The sequence below is a fragment of the Pseudomonas sp. PME37.24/025 genome, assembly GCF_055556615.1.
Genome location: NZ_JBVHNK010000007.1, coordinates 251,943 through 272,761 on the forward strand (window position 1 = coordinate 251,943; position 20,819 = coordinate 272,761).

General features: G+C 56.9%; 26 protein-coding genes and 2 pseudogenes. 20 read left to right on the forward strand and 8 right to left on the reverse strand.

Annotated features, from left to right (window positions below; translation table 11 throughout):
• Positions 1–44: 44 nt before the first annotated feature.
• From ACZ3HH_RS14880 to ACZ3HH_RS14890, 3 genes are all read right to left on the reverse strand, one after another.
• Positions 45–239: a hypothetical protein gene (locus ACZ3HH_RS14880; RefSeq protein WP_008072999.1), complete on the reverse strand. Its 195-nt coding sequence runs from the start codon at positions 237–239 to the stop codon at positions 45–47.
• A gap of 217 nt (positions 240–456) precedes the next feature.
• Positions 457–777, reverse strand: a complete 321-nt coding sequence (locus ACZ3HH_RS14885) for a YbjQ family protein (RefSeq protein WP_465805622.1) — start codon at positions 775–777, stop codon at positions 457–459.
• A gap of 319 nt (positions 778–1,096) precedes the next feature.
• A complete protein-coding gene (locus tag ACZ3HH_RS14890) occupies positions 1,097–1,279 on the reverse strand; it encodes a hypothetical protein (protein WP_253551729.1) in 183 nt (60 codons plus the stop codon).
• 1,165 nt (positions 1,280–2,444) lie between these two features.
• Between ACZ3HH_RS14890 and ACZ3HH_RS14895 the strand changes: the two genes are divergently transcribed.
• From ACZ3HH_RS14895 to ACZ3HH_RS14905, 3 genes are all read left to right on the forward strand, one after another.
• Positions 2,445–3,173 (forward strand): hypothetical protein, encoded by a 729-nt coding sequence (locus ACZ3HH_RS14895; RefSeq protein WP_465805623.1) that lies wholly within the window; start codon positions 2,445–2,447, stop codon positions 3,171–3,173.
• Positions 3,174–3,269: 96 nt separating this feature from the next.
• A complete protein-coding gene (locus ACZ3HH_RS14900; protein ID WP_465805624.1) occupies positions 3,270–4,553 on the forward strand; it encodes a hypothetical protein in 1,284 nt (427 codons plus the stop codon).
• Positions 4,554–4,564: 11 nt separating this feature from the next.
• A complete protein-coding gene (locus ACZ3HH_RS14905) occupies positions 4,565–4,756 on the forward strand; it encodes a hypothetical protein (protein WP_465805625.1) in 192 nt (63 codons plus the stop codon).
• Positions 4,757–4,859: 103 nt separating this feature from the next.
• Here ACZ3HH_RS14905 and ACZ3HH_RS14910 read toward each other — a convergent pair whose 3' ends face one another.
• From ACZ3HH_RS14910 to ACZ3HH_RS14920, 3 genes are all read right to left on the reverse strand, one after another.
• Positions 4,860–5,654, reverse strand: coding sequence for a DNA adenine methylase (locus tag ACZ3HH_RS14910; RefSeq protein ID WP_465805626.1), 795 nt, complete (start codon positions 5,652–5,654; stop codon positions 4,860–4,862).
• Between the two features lie 158 nt (positions 5,655–5,812).
• Positions 5,813–6,844 carry a phage portal protein gene (locus ACZ3HH_RS14915; protein ID WP_465805627.1) on the reverse strand — a complete coding sequence of 344 codons (1,032 nt, stop codon included), beginning with the start codon at positions 6,842–6,844 and terminating at the stop codon, positions 5,813–5,815.
• On the reverse strand, positions 6,844–8,601 hold the full coding sequence (locus ACZ3HH_RS14920) for a terminase ATPase subunit family protein (protein WP_465805689.1): 1,758 nt from the start codon (positions 8,599–8,601) through the stop codon (positions 6,844–6,846). Before ACZ3HH_RS14920 ends, ACZ3HH_RS14915 begins: the two co-directional genes overlap by 1 nt.
• A 155-nt stretch (positions 8,602–8,756) precedes the next feature.
• Here ACZ3HH_RS14920 and ACZ3HH_RS14925 point away from each other — a divergent pair, with 155 nt between their 5' ends.
• From ACZ3HH_RS14925 to ACZ3HH_RS14980, 12 genes and pseudogenes are all read left to right on the forward strand, one after another.
• Positions 8,757–9,587, forward strand: coding sequence for a GPO family capsid scaffolding protein (locus ACZ3HH_RS14925; RefSeq protein WP_465805628.1), 831 nt, complete (start codon positions 8,757–8,759; stop codon positions 9,585–9,587).
• A gap of 44 nt (positions 9,588–9,631) precedes the next feature.
• Positions 9,632–10,642 (forward strand): phage major capsid protein, P2 family, encoded by a 1,011-nt coding sequence (locus ACZ3HH_RS14930; protein WP_465805629.1) that lies wholly within the window; start codon positions 9,632–9,634, stop codon positions 10,640–10,642.
• A gap of 11 nt (positions 10,643–10,653) precedes the next feature.
• Positions 10,654–11,352: a phage terminase small subunit gene (locus ACZ3HH_RS14935; RefSeq protein WP_465805630.1), complete on the forward strand. Its 699-nt coding sequence runs from the start codon at positions 10,654–10,656 to the stop codon at positions 11,350–11,352.
• A gap of 104 nt (positions 11,353–11,456) precedes the next feature.
• Positions 11,457–11,918: a head completion/stabilization protein gene (locus tag ACZ3HH_RS14940; protein ID WP_223569372.1), complete on the forward strand. Its 462-nt coding sequence runs from the start codon at positions 11,457–11,459 to the stop codon at positions 11,916–11,918.
• On the forward strand, positions 11,918–12,130 hold the full coding sequence (locus tag ACZ3HH_RS14945; protein WP_223569373.1) for a tail protein X: 213 nt from the start codon (positions 11,918–11,920) through the stop codon (positions 12,128–12,130). Before ACZ3HH_RS14940 ends, ACZ3HH_RS14945 begins: the two co-directional genes overlap by 1 nt.
• Before the next feature lie 45 nt (positions 12,131–12,175).
• Complete coding sequence (locus tag ACZ3HH_RS14950) at positions 12,176–12,499, forward strand: phage holin, lambda family (protein WP_223569374.1); 324 nt, start codon at positions 12,176–12,178, stop codon at positions 12,497–12,499.
• Positions 12,496–13,338, forward strand: coding sequence for an N-acetylmuramidase domain-containing protein (locus ACZ3HH_RS14955; RefSeq protein ID WP_465805631.1), 843 nt, complete (start codon positions 12,496–12,498; stop codon positions 13,336–13,338). The genes ACZ3HH_RS14950 and ACZ3HH_RS14955 overlap by 4 nt, the downstream gene beginning before the upstream one ends.
• Positions 13,335–13,541, forward strand: coding sequence for a hypothetical protein (locus ACZ3HH_RS14960; RefSeq protein WP_465805632.1), 207 nt, complete (start codon positions 13,335–13,337; stop codon positions 13,539–13,541). Before ACZ3HH_RS14955 ends, ACZ3HH_RS14960 begins: the two co-directional genes overlap by 4 nt.
• On the forward strand, positions 13,538–13,981 hold the full coding sequence (gene lysB / locus ACZ3HH_RS14965) for an Rz-like lysis system protein LysB (RefSeq protein WP_465805633.1): 444 nt from the start codon (positions 13,538–13,540) through the stop codon (positions 13,979–13,981). The genes ACZ3HH_RS14960 and lysB overlap by 4 nt, the downstream gene beginning before the upstream one ends.
• Positions 13,896–14,081: pseudogene (lysC, locus tag ACZ3HH_RS14970) on the forward strand (Rz1-like lysis system protein LysC); the annotation flags it as partial. The gene lysB and the pseudogene lysC, both read left to right, overlap by 86 nt.
• Entirely contained in the window at positions 14,078–14,557 is a 480-nt protein-coding gene (locus ACZ3HH_RS14975; protein WP_465805634.1) for a phage tail protein, read from the forward strand. The pseudogene lysC and the gene ACZ3HH_RS14975, both read left to right, overlap by 4 nt.
• Complete coding sequence (locus ACZ3HH_RS14980) at positions 14,550–15,011, forward strand: phage virion morphogenesis protein (protein ID WP_465805635.1); 462 nt, start codon at positions 14,550–14,552, stop codon at positions 15,009–15,011. The genes ACZ3HH_RS14975 and ACZ3HH_RS14980 overlap by 8 nt, the downstream gene beginning before the upstream one ends.
• A gap of 14 nt (positions 15,012–15,025) precedes the next feature.
• Here ACZ3HH_RS14980 and ACZ3HH_RS14985 read toward each other — a convergent pair whose 3' ends face one another.
• Both ACZ3HH_RS14985 and ACZ3HH_RS14990 read right to left on the reverse strand, forming a co-directional pair.
• Positions 15,026–15,493 (reverse strand): hypothetical protein, encoded by a 468-nt coding sequence (locus ACZ3HH_RS14985; RefSeq protein ID WP_465805636.1) that lies wholly within the window; start codon positions 15,491–15,493, stop codon positions 15,026–15,028.
• A complete protein-coding gene (locus ACZ3HH_RS14990; protein WP_465805637.1) occupies positions 15,490–15,726 on the reverse strand; it encodes a hypothetical protein in 237 nt (78 codons plus the stop codon). The genes ACZ3HH_RS14985 and ACZ3HH_RS14990 overlap by 4 nt, the downstream gene beginning before the upstream one ends.
• A 220-nt stretch (positions 15,727–15,946) precedes the next feature.
• Between ACZ3HH_RS14990 and ACZ3HH_RS14995 the strand changes: the two genes are divergently transcribed.
• The 5 genes and pseudogenes from ACZ3HH_RS14995 to ACZ3HH_RS15015 all read left to right on the forward strand — a co-directional run bounded on the left by ACZ3HH_RS14995 (position 15,947) and on the right by ACZ3HH_RS15015 (position 20,802).
• On the forward strand, positions 15,947–16,537 hold the full coding sequence (locus ACZ3HH_RS14995; RefSeq protein ID WP_465805638.1) for a phage baseplate assembly protein V: 591 nt from the start codon (positions 15,947–15,949) through the stop codon (positions 16,535–16,537).
• The gene (locus tag ACZ3HH_RS15000; protein WP_465805639.1) at positions 16,534–16,878 is read left to right on the forward strand and encodes a GPW/gp25 family protein; all 345 of its coding nucleotides are present in this window, start codon (positions 16,534–16,536) and stop codon (positions 16,876–16,878) included. The genes ACZ3HH_RS14995 and ACZ3HH_RS15000 overlap by 4 nt, the downstream gene beginning before the upstream one ends.
• On the forward strand, positions 16,875–17,786 hold the full coding sequence (locus tag ACZ3HH_RS15005) for a baseplate J/gp47 family protein (protein WP_465805640.1): 912 nt from the start codon (positions 16,875–16,877) through the stop codon (positions 17,784–17,786). Before ACZ3HH_RS15000 ends, ACZ3HH_RS15005 begins: the two co-directional genes overlap by 4 nt.
• Positions 17,786–18,316 (forward strand): annotated as a pseudogene (locus tag ACZ3HH_RS15010) (phage tail protein I); the annotation flags it as partial. The gene ACZ3HH_RS15005 and the pseudogene ACZ3HH_RS15010, both read left to right, overlap by 1 nt.
• Before the next feature lie 272 nt (positions 18,317–18,588).
• Positions 18,589–20,802, forward strand: a complete 2,214-nt coding sequence (locus tag ACZ3HH_RS15015; protein WP_465805641.1) for a phage tail protein — start codon at positions 18,589–18,591, stop codon at positions 20,800–20,802.
• The last annotated feature ends 17 nt before the right edge of the window (positions 20,803–20,819 follow it).

Sequence of the window (20,819 nt, forward strand, 5' to 3'; positions counted from 1 at the left end):
AACAAGAAACCCCGCTCAATGGCGGGGCTCGTACGAGTCACTGTTTACTTCCTGGAAGGCGCACCCAGCTTGGGCATGAATTTCGACTTCGGCCCTCGAGTTCGAGGCACTGTAGATTTGATTTTGTTGATTTTGATACGGTCTTCACCGAAGCTCGGTACATAGTCCGTCTGACCACACTGCACGCAATTATTGATTGGAAACTCCGCCCCGTCGTCTTCGATATACGGCTCAGTCATATCTTCGCTCCTCTCAACGGGTCGATACCGGCAAGCCCTATTTGCCTGAAAAATATCGACCACCCAGGATTTTGAGACTAGCCGGTCATTCCCGGACTTGTGATTCAGATTGTTACGTGCCGACGAATGGCCGCGCTTGCTTCCTACAAAACCAGATGGCGAATAGATAGAGCGCACACGCTTTTGGCACGGTGCCCTCAAGATTTTTGACGCCAACTTACCTCAGTTTGACCGCCGTCCCGGTCACAAACACCACCACCATTCCCCCCTTGCCGGCCGGCATGCTGATCTCATAATCGAGCCCTACCACTGCATCCGCCTGAAGCGCCCGCGCCCGCTCCTTGATCTCGTCGGTCGCCTGAATCCGCGCATCCTTCAATGCCCGTTCCAACGTTTGAGAGCGCCCACCGAAAAAATCCCGCATGCCAGCGAACAGATCGCGGATCACGTTAACGCCCTGCACCGACTCGGCGCTTACGATGTCCAGGTAAGCAGCGATTTGCCGACCTTCGATGGTGTGGGTTGTGGTGGTGATCATGAAATGTCCTTGTTCAAGCTGTCGTCGACAGGGTTAAACGACGGGAAAAACGGCGCGAGAATTGAGTATAGAGATCGATTACCGTCGAGGGGTTTGGCAGTCTAACAGGGGGGGGAACGCGCCTGAACGCGGCTTTGGGGGCAGCTTGAAAAGGTCGTACCCGAACTTACGTATCGTTCGGAAGCCACGCCCCGTTCGCGCATTGCTCTGGTTTGGAGCGGGAGCGTATTGTCTGGATGTCGCCTAAATAGCGGTTCGGATTTGGCGACTCGACGACAAATATGCAGAAGCCTCCAGGTTGGGACTGGTGCCTGAAGTATTAGAGCAGCTTGATCAACACCGCAGTAACGGTAGCTACCGTACCAATCAACCCAATAGCAACGGCCACTGGATACCAAAAGGTCTCACGGGTCATCTTGCCGGCCTCGGCGTTCAGCTTGCGCTGTTCAGCGATCAGTTTGACGATCTCCACATGAACCTTTTCCAGCTCTGCCTGTTTCATGTTCATTTCCTGCATAACTTGCGTACGTCCGTTCCGGATAATGGGGGCGTCATTTGCGCTGCCCTTTGATTCATTTTGCACCTTGGATGCGCAAAACAGATACCCCTTCCCGAGATGGCTCATGTGAGGTGCTGAAACCTATGGAAGCACCCAACTGCCTAGCTTTCCAGCATTACTTCCCACATGCCAAGCACTTGTCCTACATCATTTTCGGACGCGTCTTTACTGATGCGCCTGAGCCAGCGGCGGCCATGATTGAAAAATCCAGACACCAGAAACCACAAAACCCCTGACTTCTCTCGAAATCAGGGGTTTTGGTTACATCGAATTTGGCGGTGAAGGAGAGATTCGAAAGCACCCGATCGCGGTTTTCGACAAATCAGGCCCCGGTTTATAAGGGTTTCGCGGCGATAGTTAGCGCGCAAGCATTCCCATGGCGTTCCCATGGATCTGTGTGTGCGACTGAAGACGAGCCGGCATGTAAGGCTTGATGTGTTTTTTGGGTGAACCATCGGAAAGGAGTAATTTTGGTAAGGCAAGCTTGATGATTGGCTACAAGCCTTGGTTTTAAAGGCTTTAAGAGGAAAGCGGAAAGGTAATATCCAAGTAATTTTAAGGTTATGTAATTACTCTTCTCAAAGGTAATCTTTCATCACAACAACACCCTTATAAATCAATGACTTATGAATAAATTACTTGATGCATTACTAAAAATAACCTTTTCGAGTAATCCGTCAAAACCAGTGAATCCGTGGCGTTCAGCTGTGCCACCAGCCCCACATTACAAAATTACCTTTTTCCGACGCCCTTCCTGAAAAAGCCCATAGTCCGCTCCCAGACCATTCGGCCACCGCCCCTACCCTCGCAGGGATCCGCAGGATTCCAACGCCCCCAAATTGCGAACCAGGCCCCCAGCCTTAGCGGCGTCCAGTGGACCGCAGTAGTGCAGAAAAAAAGACCCATTTAGCCCGCAGGCGAGGTGGGGGGACGACGGCGCGCGCCAGGTGCAAAGCAGTCCTCCTCCCCCCTTGTAGCACGTCACAACCCCGAAACCCCACCAAACATTTCTCGACAGCTCGACAGCTCGTCGACTCGTGTCGCGTGCCGCTTGAACATGGATTACTGTACATTTATCCAGCATCAACAATAGCGAATCCATCCTTCTATGAATTTCGACCAGGCTAAGGCGCTGAGACTTCAGCAGTGGCGCTCGACCCTCGACGACCACGACTTTCGAATGCAGAACCCCGAGGCACATCGACATACCCTTCACACAATGAGCGCGACTCTTTTCAAAGAGGGTTTAATTGACGAACTGCAACAGTTCGACATGAACGAGATAGCGAACGCCGCCTACTGGCATGTGGTGGAAGAGTCGCAAACCACGCCGGCGCACTACTGTGGCGCTTCCTCCTACGACGTTTTGTGCTGCAAAAGCACGGAGCTATTCGGCCGAGTTTCGCGATCTATTTTCTATGCCGCGAACACACTTGCCGAAGGCAAACGATCCTCATACGACGGGAAGATCTACCGCGACGCCGCCGGGGCGAACCTTGTTTTTAACCCGTCCGGGGTTGTCGCGAGAATCATCGGGCTCACATTGACTCTGCCCAATGGGCAGCAATTTGACCTTGTGGAAACCGGGCGAACGGTCGAAGGAATCACCTACAACCCGATAGAAGATCCAGACATTTACCGCGCATTAGTGGATGCAGCACAAGTTGCCCGAGAGTGCCGCGATCTGCGTGCATTCGAAAGAGTCAGGCCGCTTATCGACCTAGCCAGGTTCTGCATTTGTCCGGCCTGCCTAGATCGTTTTGATCGGTGCGAAGAGTGCCCGACGTGCTCAGGCCAAGGATTTGTAATGAAGTCGACTGCCACTGGTCTACGCTGACTCAATCCAAGTATCAAATATCAGGCATGACATCAGGGTTGTGACTTAGGCATCTTGCCACCACTAGACGAATACCAACGCTACGGAGAGCCACGAATGACAGCTGAAATCGCCATCATGAGCCGCACCGCTGTTGTGCTTGCGGCAGACAGTGCAACCACTGTCACCTCGTGGAAGGAAGGCGTACAAGAACGGCGATACTTTAAAGGGGCTAACAAGCTCTTCGAACTATCCCGCGCTGCACCGGTCGGGCTCATGATCTACGGCTCTGCAGGTTTGCAGGGAGTTCCTTGGGAGCTCCCAATCAAAGCTTTTCGTGAGGCCCTCGGAAATCAGCAACACGACCACCTTGAAACCTACCCAGAACGCTTTTTTGAGTTTGTTCAGCACCATGACAAGCTTTTTTCTGAGGAAACGAAACGAGCAGCACTATTCAGCCTTGTGGGTTCTGCAGCTTTCCGCTTGCAAATACTGATAGCTGAAAAAGCAGGCTATGAAAAAATCGACGATTTGGCAGACTTACCCTTAGCTGAAGTTGATGCAGCATTAGCAACCGTGGAGGCCGACGTAGATGCGATGCCTCTTCACGCGTTGCTTATCGAAGCTGATATTGCGAACGCAACAGCAAAAATCACTGACGAGTTCGTTGCTGTAGCCCCGACATCTATCTTCCTATTCACTCAAGATCCAGCTCGGGAGCCATTGGTAGCGAGGTTTGTAGCTACCTTGGTGAAATATGCGGTTAAAGATTTCTGCACATTTGCCGACAGAACCGGTGTGGTGATTGCCGGTTACGGAAAAGAGGATTTTTTCCCCAAGCTTGAAGTTTTCGATTGTTACGGCTTTTTGGGTGATCGGCTCATTTGTGACCGGAAGCCCCCCCGTGTGATGGACGCAAGCGCACCAGCGGTGATCCAACCTTTCGCCACGACAAATATGATTAATACATTCCGAATGGGAGTGGCTCCGGATGTTTTCGATGCCGTTTACGCTTCGACAACCAACTCGCTTGCCGGTTTCGGCCGCCTTGTGATGGAGGAATGTGAAGCGTCCACGCCACTCTCGGATGAACGCCTGCAGGAAATGGTTGCAGCGGCTCACCAAGACCATACCGACAAATGGGTACAGGAAATGAGGAATCAGCATGTCATTCCCCTGTCCAATATTATACATTCGCTGCCGTTGCCAGACATGGCAGGCTTGGCAAAGAGCTTGATTGAGCTAGAATCCCTGAAGGAAAGGGTCACAAAACCGAGCGAGTCGGTATCTGGGCCAATCGACGTAGCGGTTATAAGTAAACATGATGGATTCGTTTGGATCGATAGAAAACATTACTTCAAACCTGAACTAAACCCCCGTTTCTTCAAACGATCAGAGTGATGGAGATAGATATGAACTTCTTAGCCCCTCAGCCTACACAGACGGAATTGCTGTCGGCTGCGAAAGACGCGTTGAGCTCAGAAAATCAGCAAATACGCCCTGTTCGGCAAGAAAAACATACCGACGATTACTCTCTCATGCTCCAAAAAGTGGACAGCAAGCCGAGCGCTCAGGAAATCCTGCAGGCGTTTTCGCACCACTGATCGTCATGACCTGGTAAAAAAACCCGCAAATATGCGGGTTTTTTTCGGGCTCAGAAACTCGTGCAAAAATGAGATTCGTTGCCAGTGAACTGACTCCAGTCTTCTAAAATAGCCCTCCCAATGAAGCTGGTTCCCAGTTCATGATCACCAGCTCCCCACTGACATCAGCCTTTCCTTGTCGCTGATTCGTGGAGCTGTAACGGATGTCTACCGTCTCAAAGTGAAAGCCCTCAAAAACCCGTCTTATGTCCGGATGATCGTTGATGCTGACCATCACCTTGCCCTTGCACCGCCTCATGAAGTCAGCCATCCGCTCATAGTTCTCAAATGGAAAATCCACACCGTAGCCAGCGGTCTGCCAGTAAGGCGGGTCCATATAATGGAAGGTGTGCGGCCGGTCGTAGCGCTCAGCGCATTCAAGCCATGACAGGTTTTCCACATAGGTACCAGACAGACGTTGCCAGGCGGCTGACAGGTTTTCCTCAATCCGCAGCAGGTTGATTGCTGGACCAGTGGTCGCGGTACCGAATGTTTGCCCACTGACCTTGCCAGCAAAGGCATGGTGCTGCAGATAGAAGAAACGAGCTGCACGCTGAATATCCGTGAGTGTTTCCGGCCGGGTCATCTTCTGCCACTCAAACACCTGCCGGGAACTGAGCGCCCATTTGAACTGACGCACAAACTCTTCCAGGTGGTTCTGGACCACGCGGTACAATGTCACCAGGTCGCCGTTGATGTCATTGAGTACTTCAACCGGTGCAGCCTGCGGACGCATGAAGTACAACGCGGCACCGCCGGCAAACACTTCGACGTAGCATTCATGAGGTGGGAACAGCGGGATAAGACGATCTGCCAGGCGACGCTTGCCGCCCATCCATGGAATTATTGGTGTGCTCATTAAGTGATCCTTGTTTCAAAAATTGGATTCGCTTAGGCTTCGCCCCCCCTGCGCAGTGGGGCGAGGCCTTGGTTGGAGCACTCGGGTTGTTCGAGTGATTCAGCGTCGGACTGGTGTTGACGCACCGGTTCGTCGCCTCGTTTACTGCGCGGGGGGCTTTACGCCTCTCCGCGGATTTCGTAGGGTCTAAACCGGATAACCTCCTCCCCTGCCCAATCGTTCAGTTGCAGCATCCGCGTCTGAATGGGCTCCAGCTCGTTGGCCGCATAGATCTGTGCTGCTTCCCGGATCGACCCAAACCCGCCAGCGTTCTGTGGAACAATCCCCATTAGCTGCGGCGGTATACGCAGGCTGGCCAGTACGTCGTCACGGGTCTGATTCTTGATCGAGTTGAATTCGTCCTTTGCCGCGACCTCGCTGACGGGGATCAACTGAATCCCGTCTTTCTTACCGGTCGGTGAGTACACAAAAAGATTGCGAAAATTTCCTGGTCCCTTCGACTCCTTGAGCGCCTTGCGCAGTGCGTCGATATCGGCCTCCGTCTGCGCAGCGTCGGTCATGTACAAAATGAAACCGGCATGGCTGCCGTTCTCGTAGTACTTGCGACGAAACAAGGTGGCTGACTCATTGAGCAAGGCTGACTGCAAAGCACTGATCCATTCCGGCAACCCATAAATCTCCTGGTGCAAATCCGCTTCGCGCAGATGAAAGATGCTGCCCGGTTCAAATGCATGCTCATTTTTCCAACCCTGCACCTGATAGAACCGATCCTCCGGCCCCGTCCGCATGTACTTCGCCAGCGGTGGAACCAATTGCCGAGTCCCCCCCAACACCGAGCGTCGCCGTTCCAGATAGGCGTTGCCCAAGCACAGTGAATCCAATGCGAACTGCTCAAACGCAGCTCGGGACAACATCGGATGCGGTATGAAGGTTTTGCTCAGCAAATTGCGCTTAAACATCAGTCCCGAGTGCAAATGCACGCTCGCTCCCACAGACCGGGCTAGGCCGTCGAGCGAAAGCGGTGGTTCGTACCAGCGTCCGTTGAACCAGCACTCCAAGTAATCGAAAACCTCTCTGCCGCCCAGTACCGGCGACGGCTCGCCAAAACTGAACACCTGCGTGCCCTGGCTGGCGGGTGATGCGGGAGTGTTCACGGATAGCAGCGTCTGGTTGGCGAGTTGTTCGGTCATCAATAAATCTCCATCCGCCCGGTATTGGCAGCGGTCTGCCCCTCGAGTGGTTCGTTGTGCAATGCGTGAAAGAGCGCCCAGGCCAGATCAGCATGGCCGGTGTTGTCGTTGCGGCCGGCGGTGTAGGTGAACTGGCGGCCGCCGGCGGTGATGGTTTTGCGGATGGCCATCAGCGACTGGGCCATGTCCGTCCAGCCAGCGTCGAACTCCAGCCGCCCCTTGTGGATAACGTCATATGCTTTGAGCACCAGGCGCGTTTTGACTTCGGGCGAATAGCTGAAGGTGGTGACAGCAGGGAAGAATTGGCGCACCAGCTGGGCCACGCCACTACCCAGACCGGTGACGTCGATGCCGATGTAAGTCACCCAGTAGCGATCGCAGACGCCTTTGATCGCGGCGGCCTGGGCGGCGAAGTCCATACCACGGAATTGGTGGCGCTCGAGCACACGGAATTTGCCGCCGGGTACCAACGGCGGCGCGCACACCACCAAGCCGGAACAGTCCCCCGTTTCTGCCGGGTCATAGCCGACCCACACCTGACGGTCGCCAAACGGGCGCATAGCGAATGGCTTGTAGTCCTCAGCCCATTCGACCCAGCTGTCCACCATGCACGGCTGCAATACGGTCAGTGGGAAGATGCTTGCACCGTCGTCCACGAATTCGCACATCAGCAAGTTGGCGAACGCCTCGGGGCTGTACTCGCGGCGCAGCTCTTCGATGTCGAACAGATCACAACCGCCCTGCTCCGCGTCGAGGATTGTGACGATCTGCCGCCACAACCGGTCCTCGCAGAACCGCCCTTGTTGGAGTGCGCCGTGGGACACGTCTACCTTCGTGTGCTGCGCGGCGGGCTTGCCCTTGTTGAAGCGCTCGCCCGTCCAGAAGGTGTAGGCCTCGTGTGCCATGCTCGATGGAGTCGAGAAGTAGGTTTTGCGCCACTTCTTGTGCATCGCCATGCCCGAGGCGACCTTGTTCAGCTCTTCAAACTTGAACGTCCAGAAGAATTCGTCGAAGTAGAAATTGCCGTGGTAGCCCTGGGCAGTACGGGCGTTGGTGCCGAGGAAAAACAGCTCTGCGCCGTTGGGCAACACAATGGGATCGCCGGTCAGCTCGACGCCGATAACCTCGCGGGCGAAGGCCTGAATGTATCCGCGAAACAGGTACGCCTGGTTCTTCGATGCCGACAGAAAAATCTGATTGCGCCCGGTGTCCAGGGCATCAATAAACGCCTCGCGGGCAAAGTAGTAAGTCGCGCCGATCTGCCGGCTCTTGAGGATGACACGAGTCCGCTGATTGCCGGCCCGGTACCAGTCCTTCTGGTAGTCGAAGCAGCCATCGATAAACGCCTCGCGCAACAGCTCGACCTGTTCTTCGCTGATATCATTTTTCGGGGTCTTCTTCTTCGGCCCTTCGTTGCGCTTGGCGAGATTCGGGTTGAGTTCGGTTTCGGTACCGCCGCCCTGGAAGCGCTGAATTCGTGCCTGCCGCTCCAGCTGGCGGTGCAGCAGGTCAATCTCCTTGAAGTCGCCGCCGCTCTTGTTTTCCTTGAGGATCAGCTGCACCAAGCGCGCTTCCAGCGCCCCGCCGATGCGCTCGACATTGTCGGCCCGATCCCACTCGTCGCGGGCCTTCCAGCTGTGTAGCGTTTTTTCCTTTTCGCCCGTAGCCTCGGCAATCTCGCAGATACGCCAACCCATCCAGTAGAGAAACTTGGATTGGCGTCGGGGATCGATGGGCAGCAGTTCGGTCGTAGTCATGGCCGCGATGCTGCCGCCCATGCCTGCGGCTCAATAGCACCGCCCCTTGTACCCTCCTCCTCTACAGTCCCGCCTCGTTGCCGCAACTCGCGCGCGTCACGACCATGCCCCTCATTGCAACGCACTTAGCGCCCAACGCATTGAGGATTCCCGGCATGAAGAAATTCCGCAGTAACTGGTTCCGCGTCGCCGTCGAGGGCGCTACCTCGGATAAGCGAACCATCAAACGTGCCTGGCTGGAACAGGCTGCCAAAAACTTCAATCCGTCCACCTACGGCGCCCGCATCTGGCTGGAGCACTTCCGCAGTCTGCTGCCGGACAGTCCGTTCAAGGCCTACGGCGACGTGCTGGCGGTGAAAACCGAAGAGATCGATATCAACGGTATGAAGAAGCTCGCGCTATTCGCCCAGGTCGAGCCCACCGCTGAACTTATCGCCATGAACAAGGCGAAACAGAAGATCTACACCTCGATCGAAATCGACGACAGTTTCGCGGATACCGGAGAGGCCTACATCGTCGGCCTGGCCGTGACCGACTCGCCGGCCAGCCTAGGCACCGACGTACTGGCGTTCTCGGCGCAGAAGCCGGACGTCAGCCCGTTCAAGGATCGCCACTACTCCGCAACCTCGATGTTCACCGAGGCAGTCGAGACCGAACTGAAGTTCGAAGAGTTCGAAGAAAAGCCTGGCATCGGCGCCCAATTGCTCAGCACCGTGAAAAGCCTGTTGACCGGCAAGCAGACCAAGGATGACGCCGAGTTCTCCCAGATCGGCGAAGCGGTCCAGACCATTGCCGAACACGTCAAAGATCTGCCCGACCAGCTGGCCGCCGAGAAGCAATTTTCAGCGGGACTGAAGACTCAGCTCGACCAGGTCTGCACTGAACTGAAAGAGCTGAAAACCAACCTCTCAAACACCCAGGACCATAACCAGAAGACGCGCCCTCCGGTATCCGGCGGCGATAACCAGGTCGTGACCGACTGCTGACAGTCAGCCCTACCACAGCCCCCGAATAACGAAGGACAATGACCATGCGTAACGATACCCGTAGCCTCTTCAACGCTTACCTGGGCCAGTTGGCCAAGCTGCACGGCGTGCCCGACGTCACCACCAAATTTGCCACCGCGCCGAGCGTCACCCAGACGCTGGAAACCCGCATGCAGGAATCCAGTCAGTTCCTCAGCGCGATCAACATCTACGGTGTCACCGAGCAGATGGGCGAAAAAATTGGCATGGGCATCGGCGGACCGAATGCCGGGACTACCGATACCACCCAGAAAGACCGCGAAACGACCGACATCACCACTCTGGATGATCGCGGCTACTTCTGCTCGCAGACCAACTTTGACACCCACCTGCGCTACAGCAAGCTGGATGCCTGGGCCAAGTTCCCCGACTTCCAGGCACGTATTCGTGACGCAATCCTGAAACGTCAGGCGTTGGACCGCATCCTGATCGGCTGGAACGGTACCAGTCGCGCTGCCACCTCCAACCCGGCAACCAATCCACTGCGCCAGGACGTCAACGTCGGCTGGCTGCAAAAAATGCGAACCGAAAACGCCGCACGGGTCATGGATGAAGTGATCGAAGGTTCCGGCAAGATCACCATTGGCGCCGGCAAGAACTTCGCCAACCTCGACGCCCTGGTCTTCAGCATGGTCGAGGAATTCATCGCGCCGTGGTACCAGGAAGACCCCGATCTGGTGGTGATCTGCGGTCGCCAGCTGCTGGCCGACAAGTACTTCCCAATCATCAACAAGGACAACGCGCCGACGGAAATGCTGGCCGCCGATATCGTCACCAGCCAAAAGCGCCTGGGCAACCTGCCGGCGGTGCGTGTGCCGTACTTCCCGGCCCGCGGCTTACTGGTCACCAAGCTCGAAAACCTGTCGATTTATTGGCAGGAAGGCAGCCGTCGCCGCACCGTCCTCGACAACGCCAAACGCGACCGCGTCGAGAACTACGAATCGGTCAACGACGCTTACGTCATCGAGGACCTGGAATGTGCGTCCCTCGCTGAAAACATCGAAATCGCATCGTAAGGCAGACGACCATGACCAACCCATGCCGTCGTCACTTCCAGCGCGTCACCGCCGCCATTGAGGCGGCAGCGACCGAGCCGACCCAAACCATGGCCGGTGCTACCGCGTATGAGCATCAACTGAACCAGTTGCTGCAAGATCGCCTGCGCCTGAAACAGGTCCAGTCGAACCAGGGCAAGGCCGAACTCAAACGTCAGTTGCTGCCCGACTACGTGCCCTATGTACAGGGCGTGTTGGAGGCCGGCCAAGGTGCGCAGGATGAAGTGCTGACCACCGTGATGGTGTGGCGCATCGATGCCGGCGACTTCTCCGGGGGTCTGGACATCGCTGAGTACGTGCTGAAACACAAGATGGTCATGCCCGACCGTTTCGCCCGCACTTTGGGTTGCCTGGTCGCGGAAGAAGTCGCGACAGCAGCGTTCAAGGCCCAAAAGATCAACGAGCCGTTCGATCTGGCCATCCTGCACCGCACCGCAGAACTGACCGAAGCTGAAGACATGCCCGATCAGGCCCGCGCCAAGCTGTTCCTCGCCACTGGCCGCGCCACCCTGGAAGGCATTACCGAAGAGCTGCCTGGGCAACCCGGACAGGTACAGGCTGGCATCGATTTGCTGAAGAAAGCCATCGATCTGCACGACGCCTGCGGTGGCAAAAAGGATCTGGAGCGCGCCGAGCGCCTCTTCAACAAACTCGCTGCCCCCGGCAGCTAACCGAGCGTCCCCACGCACCCCGCCGGCTCGGGGCGGATCGGCCAGGCCGCTCCTCCTGAACGTGAAGCCCCGACCACCGGCGACCTATTGCAGAGCGCAGTTCCATGAGCGGATTCGTAGCGGGCGGCACTGCGCCGACCGAACACATCAACACCGATCCATTCTGGCCATCAATCGATCTGGACAGTGTGCGCGGCACCCTGCGTCTCGATGCCAGCGTCACCCCGATCAGACTGGAAACCGCGACCATCGCCGCAGCCATCAGCATCAACCGGGAGCTCACCAACTGGCGCCTGGCCAAGCAGGCCGACGGATACACCACCCTCACCGATGTCCCGGCCGACAAAGTCAAAGACGTGTCGCAATACATTCACCTGTACCAGCGAGCCATTTACGCCGCGACCGGCGCAGAAATTTGCGAGCGCTACCGCTCCTACGACAGTACCAACAGCGGTAACCAGAACGCCGATGAACTCACACCGAGCATCGACGAGTTGCGCCGCGACCAGCGCTGGGCGGTGCGTGACTTCCTCGGCCTCGGTCGCACTACCGTGGAGTTGATCTGATGGCCGTCATTGTCCGCGCCCATCAAAACGATACCGTCGATGCGCTGTGCTGGCGTCACTACGGTCGCACGGCGGGGGTGACCGAGGCGGTGTTTGAGGCCAATCCTGGTCTGGCGGATCACGGCCCGATATTGCCCCAAGGCCTGGCCGTGCAAATGCCCGAAGCCCAAACGGCCGCCCCTCAACGGCAAATGGTGAACCTATGGGACTGACCCACCCACCCCGCGTCCTTGAAACCACTCACTCTGGACCATGGAATGAAACGCATGCCTGACCGTCCCGATACCTGGGCCTGGCTCGCCGCCTGGCTCGAACAGAACTGGCCAACGCTGTACGCCGGCATCCTGGCCTTGATCATTGCCGCCCTTCGGATCATGTACGGCGGTGGCACGTTACGGCGTATGGCGATCGAGGCACCGCTGTGCGGTGCCTTGGCACTCGCCGCCAGTCACGGCTTGTCGTTGCTGGGTATTCCTGCATCGACCGCGCCCTTTTTTGGCGGTGTCATCGGCTTGCTGGGCGTCGAAGGTACCCGCGCCGCTGCAAGGAAGTTTTTCACCCGCAAGGTAGAGCAACTATGAGCACACTTCGCCACGGCGACCGTTCCCAAGCGGTGCGCGTCCTGCAAAAGAATCTGAACAATCATGGCGCCAAGCTGATCATCGATGGTGATTATGGTGACATCACCGAGGCGGCCGTACGCACTTATCAGTTGAAAGTCGGCTTGGTCGTCGATGGTATCGCCGGCAGCAAAACCCAGGCGATGCTAGCCGGTAATGATTGCCAGCAGTTGCTAAAGAATGTCGACCTGGTCAATGCCGCGCAGCGTCTCGATGTGCCGTTGGCCAGCGTCTACGCGGTCAACGAGATCGAATCGAAAGGCAAAGGCTTCCTCGACAATGGCAAGCCGGTGATTCTGTTCGAACGCCACGTCATGTACCGCCAGCTGTCGACGGTTCAACACGAAGGCGATAACGCCGCCGAACTCAAGCGCCACGCTGATCAACTCGCCGCTGCCAACCCGGCCATCGTTAACCCGAAAGCCGGTGGTTATGCCGGCGGCACCGCCGAACATCAACGCCTGGCCACCGCTCGCCTGATCGATGACACCGCCGCGCTGGAGTCCGCTTCCTGGGGTGCTTTCCAGATCATGGGCTTTCACTGGCAGCGTCTGGGATACAGCAGCGTGCAGGACTTTGTCACGGCCATGAGTGCGAGTGAATCACAACAGTTTGATGCCTTCGTGCGCTTCATCGAAACCGACCCAACTTTGTACAAGGCCCTGAAGGCTCGCAAATGGGCTGAATTCGCCAAGCTCTACAACGGCCCCGACTACCAACGAAATCTGTATGACATCAAACTTCAGCGCGCCTACGAACGGCACGCCAGCTGCGACTGTGGCCAGGCGGTGGCGGCATGATTGATCTCAACGCAGTTCAACGGTTGAAGGTGCAGGACGGCGAACTATTGGTGGTGCCGGAGAACACCGAACAGGAAGGTATGGAGCAACTGGCCGAGGCTCTGCACTTTCTGACGCCAGGCTGCAAAGTCATCATCGTTCGCGGTCCACTGGAAAAAATGGACGTCGGTGACATGAATAAGCTGGGCTGGTACCGCGCATGAGCACCCTTCGCCAGGTTCTGTACGGCATCGCCCTGCTCGGTGCCCTGGCGTTGCTGATCTGGGGCCAAGAGCAGCGCATCACCGTCGCCGACAAGAACACAGAGCTGGCAACCAAGGATGCGGACGCCGCCCGTGAAGAGTCCGGCCGCAACCTGTCCACTGCCAATACCCTCCGCACCACCCTGCAACAGGAACGCGAGGCACAGGCCCGCCTGCGCACGCAGCAGGATCAGCTGCGCCAGGGCCTGGCAAAACGCGAACTCACCATTGAGGCACTGAAACGTGAAAATTCCGAACTACGCGATTGGGCTGATCAGCCCTTGCCTGATGCTGCTCGCCGGTTGCGCGAGCGCCCCACCCTCACCGGCGCCGACGCTTATCGTCAGTGGTTGTCCGGCCGTGGTGCCCTGCACGCTGCCAGCGACCAGCCCACGCAGTAACGGCGATCAACTTACCGATCAGGATCGCGTCGAGGTTGCCTGGGCGGAATGCGCGGGTCAGGTCGACATGGTTTACCAGCATCAACAGGCCAACCCATGAACAAACCCGAAAGCCTGCGCGCTCATCTGTTGGCCACCGTTGCCGAACTCAAACACAACCCCGAGCGGCTGCTGATCTTTATCGATAACGGCAAAGTCCGTTGTACTGCTGCGGCCAGCCTCTCGTTTGAATACAGCTTCGACCTGCAAGTCATCCTCACTGACTTCGCCGGCCACCCCGACAGTGTCATGTTGCCCCTACTCGGCTGGCTGAGCGTCCATCAATCCGAGCTGCTGGAAAACCTGAACAAGTCCGCGGCCGGAATCCAGTTCGAAGCCGACATTCTCGACAACAGTAAAGTGGACCTCAGCCTGACCTTGCCGCTAACTGAACGCGTGGTCGTAGGCAAAGACGCCGAAGGCAAAACCACCATCAGACACCCTGATGAACCTCAGCGAGTCGCGGCGTTTCTCGATCCGGGTTGGATTCCCGGCGACCAGGGCACAGGTAGTGAATGGGTAGTCCTGAATGACTAACAGACTGGAAGCGCTAGAGGACTGGGCGGCCGGTCTGCTCGGGCAGCTGGAACCCACATCCCGCAACAAGCTGGCTCGCAACCTCGGCCAGGCGTTGCGCCGCAGCCAACAGCAACGAGTCATTGCCCAGCGCAACCCGGATGGCAGCAAGTACGCAACGCGTAAACAGCGCAATCTACGTGGCAAACAGGGGAGAGTGAAACGGAAGGTTCAGATGTTCCAGAAGCTACGCACCGCGAACTTTTTGAAGGTACAAGGCGACGGTAATGCCATCAGCGTTGGGTTTACAGGTCGGATTGCGCGAATTGCCAAGGTTCACCAATACGGATTAAAGGATCGTGCCGAACAGGGCGCACCGGATGTGAAGTATGAGCAGCGGGAGGTATTAGGGTTTACAAAGGAAGATCTTGATCTGATCCGCAACGGACTACTGGAGCACCTGTCCAACCCCTAGCACAGATACAAAAACTACCGTGAGACCCAAAAAATCTCGTCCTGGATGGCGCCTCCTTCTTCACGCCAACTTACTTTCGCTTGATACTTCATGTCGCTACCCATATGAAACGCGGCTTTCAACTTAATTACAGATCGAGGTTTCAACACTGGATGCGGGAGCTTATGTTGCGCGTCATATAACGGGCTATCATCACAATTAACTAGTTCAAAATCAACATCATACGCACTACCTTGACCATTATTTGCTATAACAAATTCAGAGCTATTACCGAGCTTATTGATTCTCACATGCATACCGGCCTTATTCTTGAGACTTTTTTGCTCCTCAATTTCTTGAATTTGATGAGCCGAAAGCTCAGCTGTAATTCTTTCCAGCTTAAGCTGCTCCTCACTAATTTTACGTGTTCGCACCAGAGACACTGTTGAAACCACGATAGCCAAAACTGAAATCAGCAATGTTAACGTCTCGAACAAACTCATTTGAATTTCCCCTTAAATGTCTTCTTTAACATATCCTCGATGATTTTCTTCGCTTCTGGTATTGCAACTTTTTTAGCCTGTTCGAGCCCAACCTCCTTTAGTTCGGAGAGCTGAATTTGAAGACCACAAAAATCACAGGTTACGAGATCATCGTCCTGAACATCATCGGGCTGCTGAAAGTCCACAGCCCCACACTGGGGACACTGTATTGAGAAATGAGTCGTCTTTAGCATCTTAAACCACCCCAATTAGATTCAAATTCACAGTAGCGATGCAAACCTAACAATTCATCACCCCTTCTTAACCAATCAGGCTAAATCCACGTGAGGAGTAAGCAATCTGAATTATAGTTCGTAATGGAATAACACAAGGAGAAAAAACCTAGTTTGTATTCATCAACGCCACAAACACGTATAGCTGCACTCACGCACGCATGGCTCCACCATCGGCGCCATGAACGACTTACCCACCCTCGCCCGCCTGATCGAAAACCTAATCCGCTTCGGCACCATCGCCGAAGTCCAGATGAAGCCCCCGCGTGTGCGTGTAAATACCGGAACGCTGACCACTGCCTGGCTACCGTGGATCACTTTGCGCGCCGGTGCCGACAAAGAATGGGACCCACCTACGGTCGACGAGCAAGTCATTCTGGTCAGCCCATCGGGACAACTGGGTAACGGCATTGCCCTGGCCGGCATCTTCAGCGACCTCAATCCGGCCAATGGCGATCGCCCTGGTCTGCATCGGCGCACCTATCACGACGGCACCGTCATCGAGTACGACAGCGTTACTCACCATCTCAGCGCAGTTCTGGTGGACGGCGGTACAACGGACTTGATTAGCACCGGCGGTATTCACATCGTCGGGCCAATCACCCACGAAGGCGACTACACGCAGACCGGTAATTACACCCAGGAAGGCAATCAAGCCATCTCTGGAAAAGTCACCGTGACGGATGACGTTGTGGCAGCCGACATCAGCCTGGTCAACCACCCGCATGGCGGCGTGATGACAGGCAGCGGCAAGACGGGGAAACCGGAATGAATCGAGAAACCGGCGCCGCGATCAACACCGTCGAGCATATCGCCCAGTCGACCACCGACATCCTGACCACTCGCATCGGCACCCGCGTGATGCGCCGGGAGTACGGCAGCTTTCTGCCGGAGCTGGTCGACCATCCGTTCAATGACGTCACCCGACTGCGCGTCTATGCCGCCACCGTCATGGCCCTGATGCGCTGGGAACCCCGGATTACCCTCAGCCGCGTGCAGTTCCTAGGGGGCACTTTGCAAGGCCAAACGGTAATGGACATCGAATGCAGCCGTGTCGACACCAACGAGCCGTTGAGTCTTAGCGTTCCGTTGCAGCTGGGGGCCAGCGTATGAGTACCTTTGCCGCCATCGACCTGGCTCAGCTGCCGGCCCCGCAGATCGTCGAACAGATCGATTTCGAACAGATCCTCGCCGAGCGAAAGGCATACGCCATCAGCCTCTGGCCCGTCGAAGAACAGGCCGAGATCGCGGCACGCCTTGCGCTGGAGTCGGAGCCGCTGACCAAGCTGCTCGAGGAGAACGCTTACCGTGAGACTGTCTGGCGTCAGCGTGTCAATGAAGCGTCCGTTGCCAACATGCTGGCCTTAGCGAAAGGCACCGATCTCGAAAACATCGCCGCGAATTACAACGTCGCACGCCTGGTCGTTCAGGAAGCCAAGCCCTCCGCGATACCGCCAATCCCTCGGGTGATGGAGAGTGACGACAGCCTGCGCGAGCGTGCACAGATGGCCTGGGAAGGTCTGAGCACCGCAGGTTCTCGTAACAGCTACATCTTTCATGCTCGCTCGGCAGATGGCCAAGTGGCTGATGCAACCGCTGAAAGCCCTTCACCCGCCGCAGTGGTGGTAATCGTTCAATCGCTGCTCGGCGACGGTACTGCCTCGCCTGCACTGCTTGCCTCGGTCAAAACGTACCTGAGTGACGATGATCGCCGACCGGTCGCTGATCGACTTACCGTTCAGGGCGCCGATATCATCAACTACCAGGTGAAAGCGAAGCTCTACATGCTGAGCAACGGACCCGAGAACGAGCTCGCTCTTGCAGCGGCGAGGACCAGCCTACTCAAGTTTGTGAACCAGCGTCGTCGCCTCGGGCTTGAAGTGTCCGAATCCATCGTGCATGCCTCGCTTCACGTTGAAGGCGTGCGCAAAGTCGTGTTGCAGAATTGGCAGGATATCGTTGCCACCCCTTACCAGGCGCCCTTCTGCACGGACATCGATTTATCCCTGGGGGCTGAGTGATGACCGCCCAAGCCCTGCTCCCGCGCAACGTCACCCCGCTTGAACGCCAGGCCGCCATAGCGTTGGCTGACATTCAGCGTGTGCCGATTCCTTTGCGACAATTGTACAACCCGGATCTATGCCCGCAGCACCTATTGCCCTACCTGGCATGGGCCTTCTCGGTCGATCGCTGGGACCCTCGATGGTCCGAGGCCGCCAAGCGCACCGCCATCCGCGCGTCGTTCTACATCCATGCACGCAAAGGCACCCTCGGTGCGCTGCGCCGTGTGGTCGAGCCTCTGGGCTACCTGATCGAGGTGGAGGAATGGTGGCAGACCGTGCCCGAGCGCGAGCCGGGCACCTTCGCGCTGAAGGTCGAAGTTCTGGATACCGGCATCACCGAAGAAATGTACCAGGAGCTGACCCGGCTCATTGATGACGCAAAGCCGGTCAGCCGGCACATGACCCGCCTCGCCTTTGGCTTGGAAACCACCGCCGCCCTCTGGTTTGGTGCCTGCGTTGTCGAGGGCGAGGTCACCACGATCTACCCGTTGCACGTCACGTTGCTGGAACTCACCTGCACGGCGAGGGACGCGGCGAGCATCTCGGTAACCGCCGAAATGACCACGCTGTACCCGCTTCAACCCACGTTGCTGGAACAGCATGCCTATCCCGCACGGGAGGCGGTCGGCGGTGATTCTGGCGAACAAACAACTATCCACCCCCTACACGTCACAGCCCTGGAACAACTGGCCGAACCGGCCTATCAGTCCATCGCTGCGGACGCGGGTGAATTGACCACTATCTACCCGTTGGAGGCGTGATGGCAGCGCAAGAGTTCTATACGATTTTGACCAAGGCCGGCATTCAATATGAAGCCGAGTGCAAGGCCACCGGCAAGCCGATCAAGCTGGTCAAGATGAGCGTCGGTGACGGTAACGGCGCCACTTACAATCCAGTCGATACTCAAGTCGCTTTGAAGCGCAAAGTATGGGAAGGCAGCTTCAGCAACCTGTATCAAGACAAAACGAACACGGCCTGGCTGGTGGTCGAGGCGATCATTCCTCAGAACGTCGGTGGCTTCTGGATTCGTGAGGTTGCCGTCTGGACGGACACCGGCATTCTGTACGCCATCGGCAAATACCCTGAGTCGTTCAAGCCGCTCATTGCCACCGGTGCCGGTCGCGAAATCAACATTCGCACCATCTTCACCACCAGCAATGCCGACAATGTGACGTTGATGCTCGACGGTTCGGTCATTCAGGCGACCCGTGCCTGGGTGAAAGAGTTTGTCGAAGTCGAATTGGCTAGCATCAAAAAGGACCTGTCGGCCGAACATGCGGAAGGCAAAACCCATAACTACCCGCTGACCAATTTCATCGAAACAGACTGGGTCGCCGAGTCGAGCCAGTCGGAATACCTGGCGGAAATTTTCCGGACCTTTGGCCAGTCGGGGGTTTTGGGCAGTCGCCAATACGGCTCTGCCGGGACCGAGTCGTTCAACCGAACGTTCGACGGCGCCTATTCGGCCATCAACCTGCACAACCATCCCAACCTACTGGCTACTCCGGGACTGGGTGAAATCGCGGCCATGATCAACGGCCACATGGTCAGGACTCGACACAACGACTACCGCCTGCGCAGCGCTGCTCCGGGTAACTACCTGGCAATGGTGGACATTGCCCCACCAGCGGCCCCCGCGTCGGTGAATGCGGCGGTTGACGTTCCGGCGAAGGTCGCAGAAATGCGCGAATACTTCCGCGCTTTCGCTGCGCGGGATACCGGGATTCGCGACTACCGACCACATTTTCGCTGGAACCTTTCGGTGCTGGAAATCTGGCCGGAACTGTTGACCGACGAGGTGAACGACACCTTTGAAAGCTTCCGCCATCTGGAGGAAATCAACGGCTATCGCGACCTGTTGTCGCGCACCCTGTTGATGGGCGCCACCGGCTATAGCGGCCGAAATGAAAACGGATCGTTCATCCCCGGCTCGGTACGGCAAGTTTCCAAGACTGGGCGGCCGCAGTACGTGGCCTGGCGCTACCGTATATCGGTCGCAGACGTGGGCAGCGTGGGGGATTACCCCGTTGAAAAACTCGTCACCCCGCTCGATCTGCCGTTACAGCGTTGGCACGCAAACCTGACGGGGCCTCAGGTGGCGACAAGCCGCCGTCAGCGGTGGCGTATCAACCGTGAGCTGTCGGCCGATCCAACCTGGGGCGCGTACAACGAATCCCCAACCATCGACCTACTCGATGAACTGATGGCCAAGGTTCCAGGACTGAACGGCGCCGGGGCGAACTTGGTCGAGCAGTACACCGACAGCGGCGTGGTGACCAAGCTGACCAAGTGGGACAGCGCCGAGCTGCTGAACGCGGCTTACTACAACCGCCGGTATGGGCACGAGCGTAACGCCAGCGGCCGCACCAAGGGCCTGCGTAGTTACAACGACCCGACATTGTTCGTTGCGTCCAACACCCGCCCTGAGGTGGCGTCCTTTGTGGCCGATGGCCAAACCTACCGCAACAGCTACGCGATTCCGTTGGAGCTGATTTTGCGTACCCCGCTGGAGGGCTGGAACCCTTACGGCATCGCCACAGTAAATGCCGCGGTCGGCGATGGCGCCACTGCGCAAACCGCCTGGACTGGACGCAGCGATAGCTCTCGGCACTACCTCACGCCGGCCGAGATGTTCTCTGACACGGTGCTAGATCCCGATCCGGCGGATACAGGGGCGAGCCCACGCTGGGTATTGGATAGCGCCGGAACACCTCGGCTTGTACGTGCCTCGGGCATCTACGCGGTGCTGCCGAAAATCGAGGGTGCCGGCGGGTTGTACCTGCGCTACCCCGTTTATCCGATGTACCACGAAGGGGGCTGGGCGGCAGCAGCGGTCGATGCCCTGGCGGGCGACTGTACCACCAGCTTGGTGAATTTGATGCGCGGCTACATGACGCAAAAAGACTCGATCGCGGAAATGGGTGAGTCGATCCAGGTGCTTAAAAACGAAGTTTCGCAACTTAAACAGAAATAAAGCAGGGGAATCATTAT

Excerpts from the sequence above, each read along its gene's own strand:
- ACZ3HH_RS14985 (WP_465805636.1), bottom strand. The coding sequence starts at position 15,493 with ATGAGTTTGTTCGAGACGTTAACATTGCTGATTTCAGTTTTGGCTATC.
- ACZ3HH_RS15000 (WP_465805639.1), top strand. The coding sequence starts at position 16,534 with ATGAATCGAGAAACCGGCGCCGCGATCAACACCGTCGAGCATATCGCC.
- ACZ3HH_RS14995 (WP_465805638.1), top strand. The coding sequence starts at position 15,947 with ATGAACGACTTACCCACCCTCGCCCGCCTGATCGAAAACCTAATCCGC.
- ACZ3HH_RS14980 (WP_465805635.1), top strand. The coding sequence starts at position 14,550 with ATGACTAACAGACTGGAAGCGCTAGAGGACTGGGCGGCCGGTCTGCTC.
- ACZ3HH_RS14950 (WP_223569374.1), top strand. The coding sequence starts at position 12,176 with ATGAAACGCATGCCTGACCGTCCCGATACCTGGGCCTGGCTCGCCGCC.
- ACZ3HH_RS14915 (WP_465805627.1), bottom strand. The coding sequence starts at position 6,844 with ATGACCGAACAACTCGCCAACCAGACGCTGCTATCCGTGAACACTCCC.
- ACZ3HH_RS14905 (WP_465805625.1), top strand. The coding sequence starts at position 4,565 with ATGAACTTCTTAGCCCCTCAGCCTACACAGACGGAATTGCTGTCGGCT.
- ACZ3HH_RS14960 (WP_465805632.1), top strand. The coding sequence starts at position 13,335 with ATGATTGATCTCAACGCAGTTCAACGGTTGAAGGTGCAGGACGGCGAA.
- ACZ3HH_RS14890 (WP_253551729.1), bottom strand. The coding sequence starts at position 1,279 with ATGAAACAGGCAGAGCTGGAAAAGGTTCATGTGGAGATCGTCAAACTG.
- ACZ3HH_RS14880 (WP_008072999.1), bottom strand. The coding sequence starts at position 239 with ATGACTGAGCCGTATATCGAAGACGACGGGGCGGAGTTTCCAATCAAT.
- ACZ3HH_RS14955 (WP_465805631.1), top strand. The coding sequence starts at position 12,496 with ATGAGCACACTTCGCCACGGCGACCGTTCCCAAGCGGTGCGCGTCCTG.
- ACZ3HH_RS14920 (WP_465805689.1), bottom strand. The coding sequence starts at position 8,601 with ATGACTACGACCGAACTGCTGCCCATCGATCCCCGACGCCAATCCAAG.
- ACZ3HH_RS14895 (WP_465805623.1), top strand. The coding sequence starts at position 2,445 with ATGAATTTCGACCAGGCTAAGGCGCTGAGACTTCAGCAGTGGCGCTCG.
- ACZ3HH_RS14945 (WP_223569373.1), top strand. The coding sequence starts at position 11,918 with ATGGCCGTCATTGTCCGCGCCCATCAAAACGATACCGTCGATGCGCTG.
- ACZ3HH_RS14900 (WP_465805624.1), top strand. The coding sequence starts at position 3,270 with ATGACAGCTGAAATCGCCATCATGAGCCGCACCGCTGTTGTGCTTGCG.
- lysB (WP_465805633.1), top strand. The coding sequence starts at position 13,538 with ATGAGCACCCTTCGCCAGGTTCTGTACGGCATCGCCCTGCTCGGTGCC.
- ACZ3HH_RS14910 (WP_465805626.1), bottom strand. The coding sequence starts at position 5,654 with ATGAGCACACCAATAATTCCATGGATGGGCGGCAAGCGTCGCCTGGCA.
- ACZ3HH_RS14925 (WP_465805628.1), top strand. The coding sequence starts at position 8,757 with ATGAAGAAATTCCGCAGTAACTGGTTCCGCGTCGCCGTCGAGGGCGCT.
- ACZ3HH_RS15005 (WP_465805640.1), top strand. The coding sequence starts at position 16,875 with ATGAGTACCTTTGCCGCCATCGACCTGGCTCAGCTGCCGGCCCCGCAG.
- ACZ3HH_RS14975 (WP_465805634.1), top strand. The coding sequence starts at position 14,078 with ATGAACAAACCCGAAAGCCTGCGCGCTCATCTGTTGGCCACCGTTGCC.
- ACZ3HH_RS14885 (WP_465805622.1), bottom strand. The coding sequence starts at position 777 with ATGATCACCACCACAACCCACACCATCGAAGGTCGGCAAATCGCTGCT.
- ACZ3HH_RS14940 (WP_223569372.1), top strand. The coding sequence starts at position 11,457 with ATGAGCGGATTCGTAGCGGGCGGCACTGCGCCGACCGAACACATCAAC.
- ACZ3HH_RS14930 (WP_465805629.1), top strand. The coding sequence starts at position 9,632 with ATGCGTAACGATACCCGTAGCCTCTTCAACGCTTACCTGGGCCAGTTG.
- ACZ3HH_RS14990 (WP_465805637.1), bottom strand. The coding sequence starts at position 15,726 with ATGCTAAAGACGACTCATTTCTCAATACAGTGTCCCCAGTGTGGGGCT.
- ACZ3HH_RS15015 (WP_465805641.1), top strand. The coding sequence starts at position 18,589 with ATGGCAGCGCAAGAGTTCTATACGATTTTGACCAAGGCCGGCATTCAA.
- ACZ3HH_RS14935 (WP_465805630.1), top strand. The coding sequence starts at position 10,654 with ATGACCAACCCATGCCGTCGTCACTTCCAGCGCGTCACCGCCGCCATT.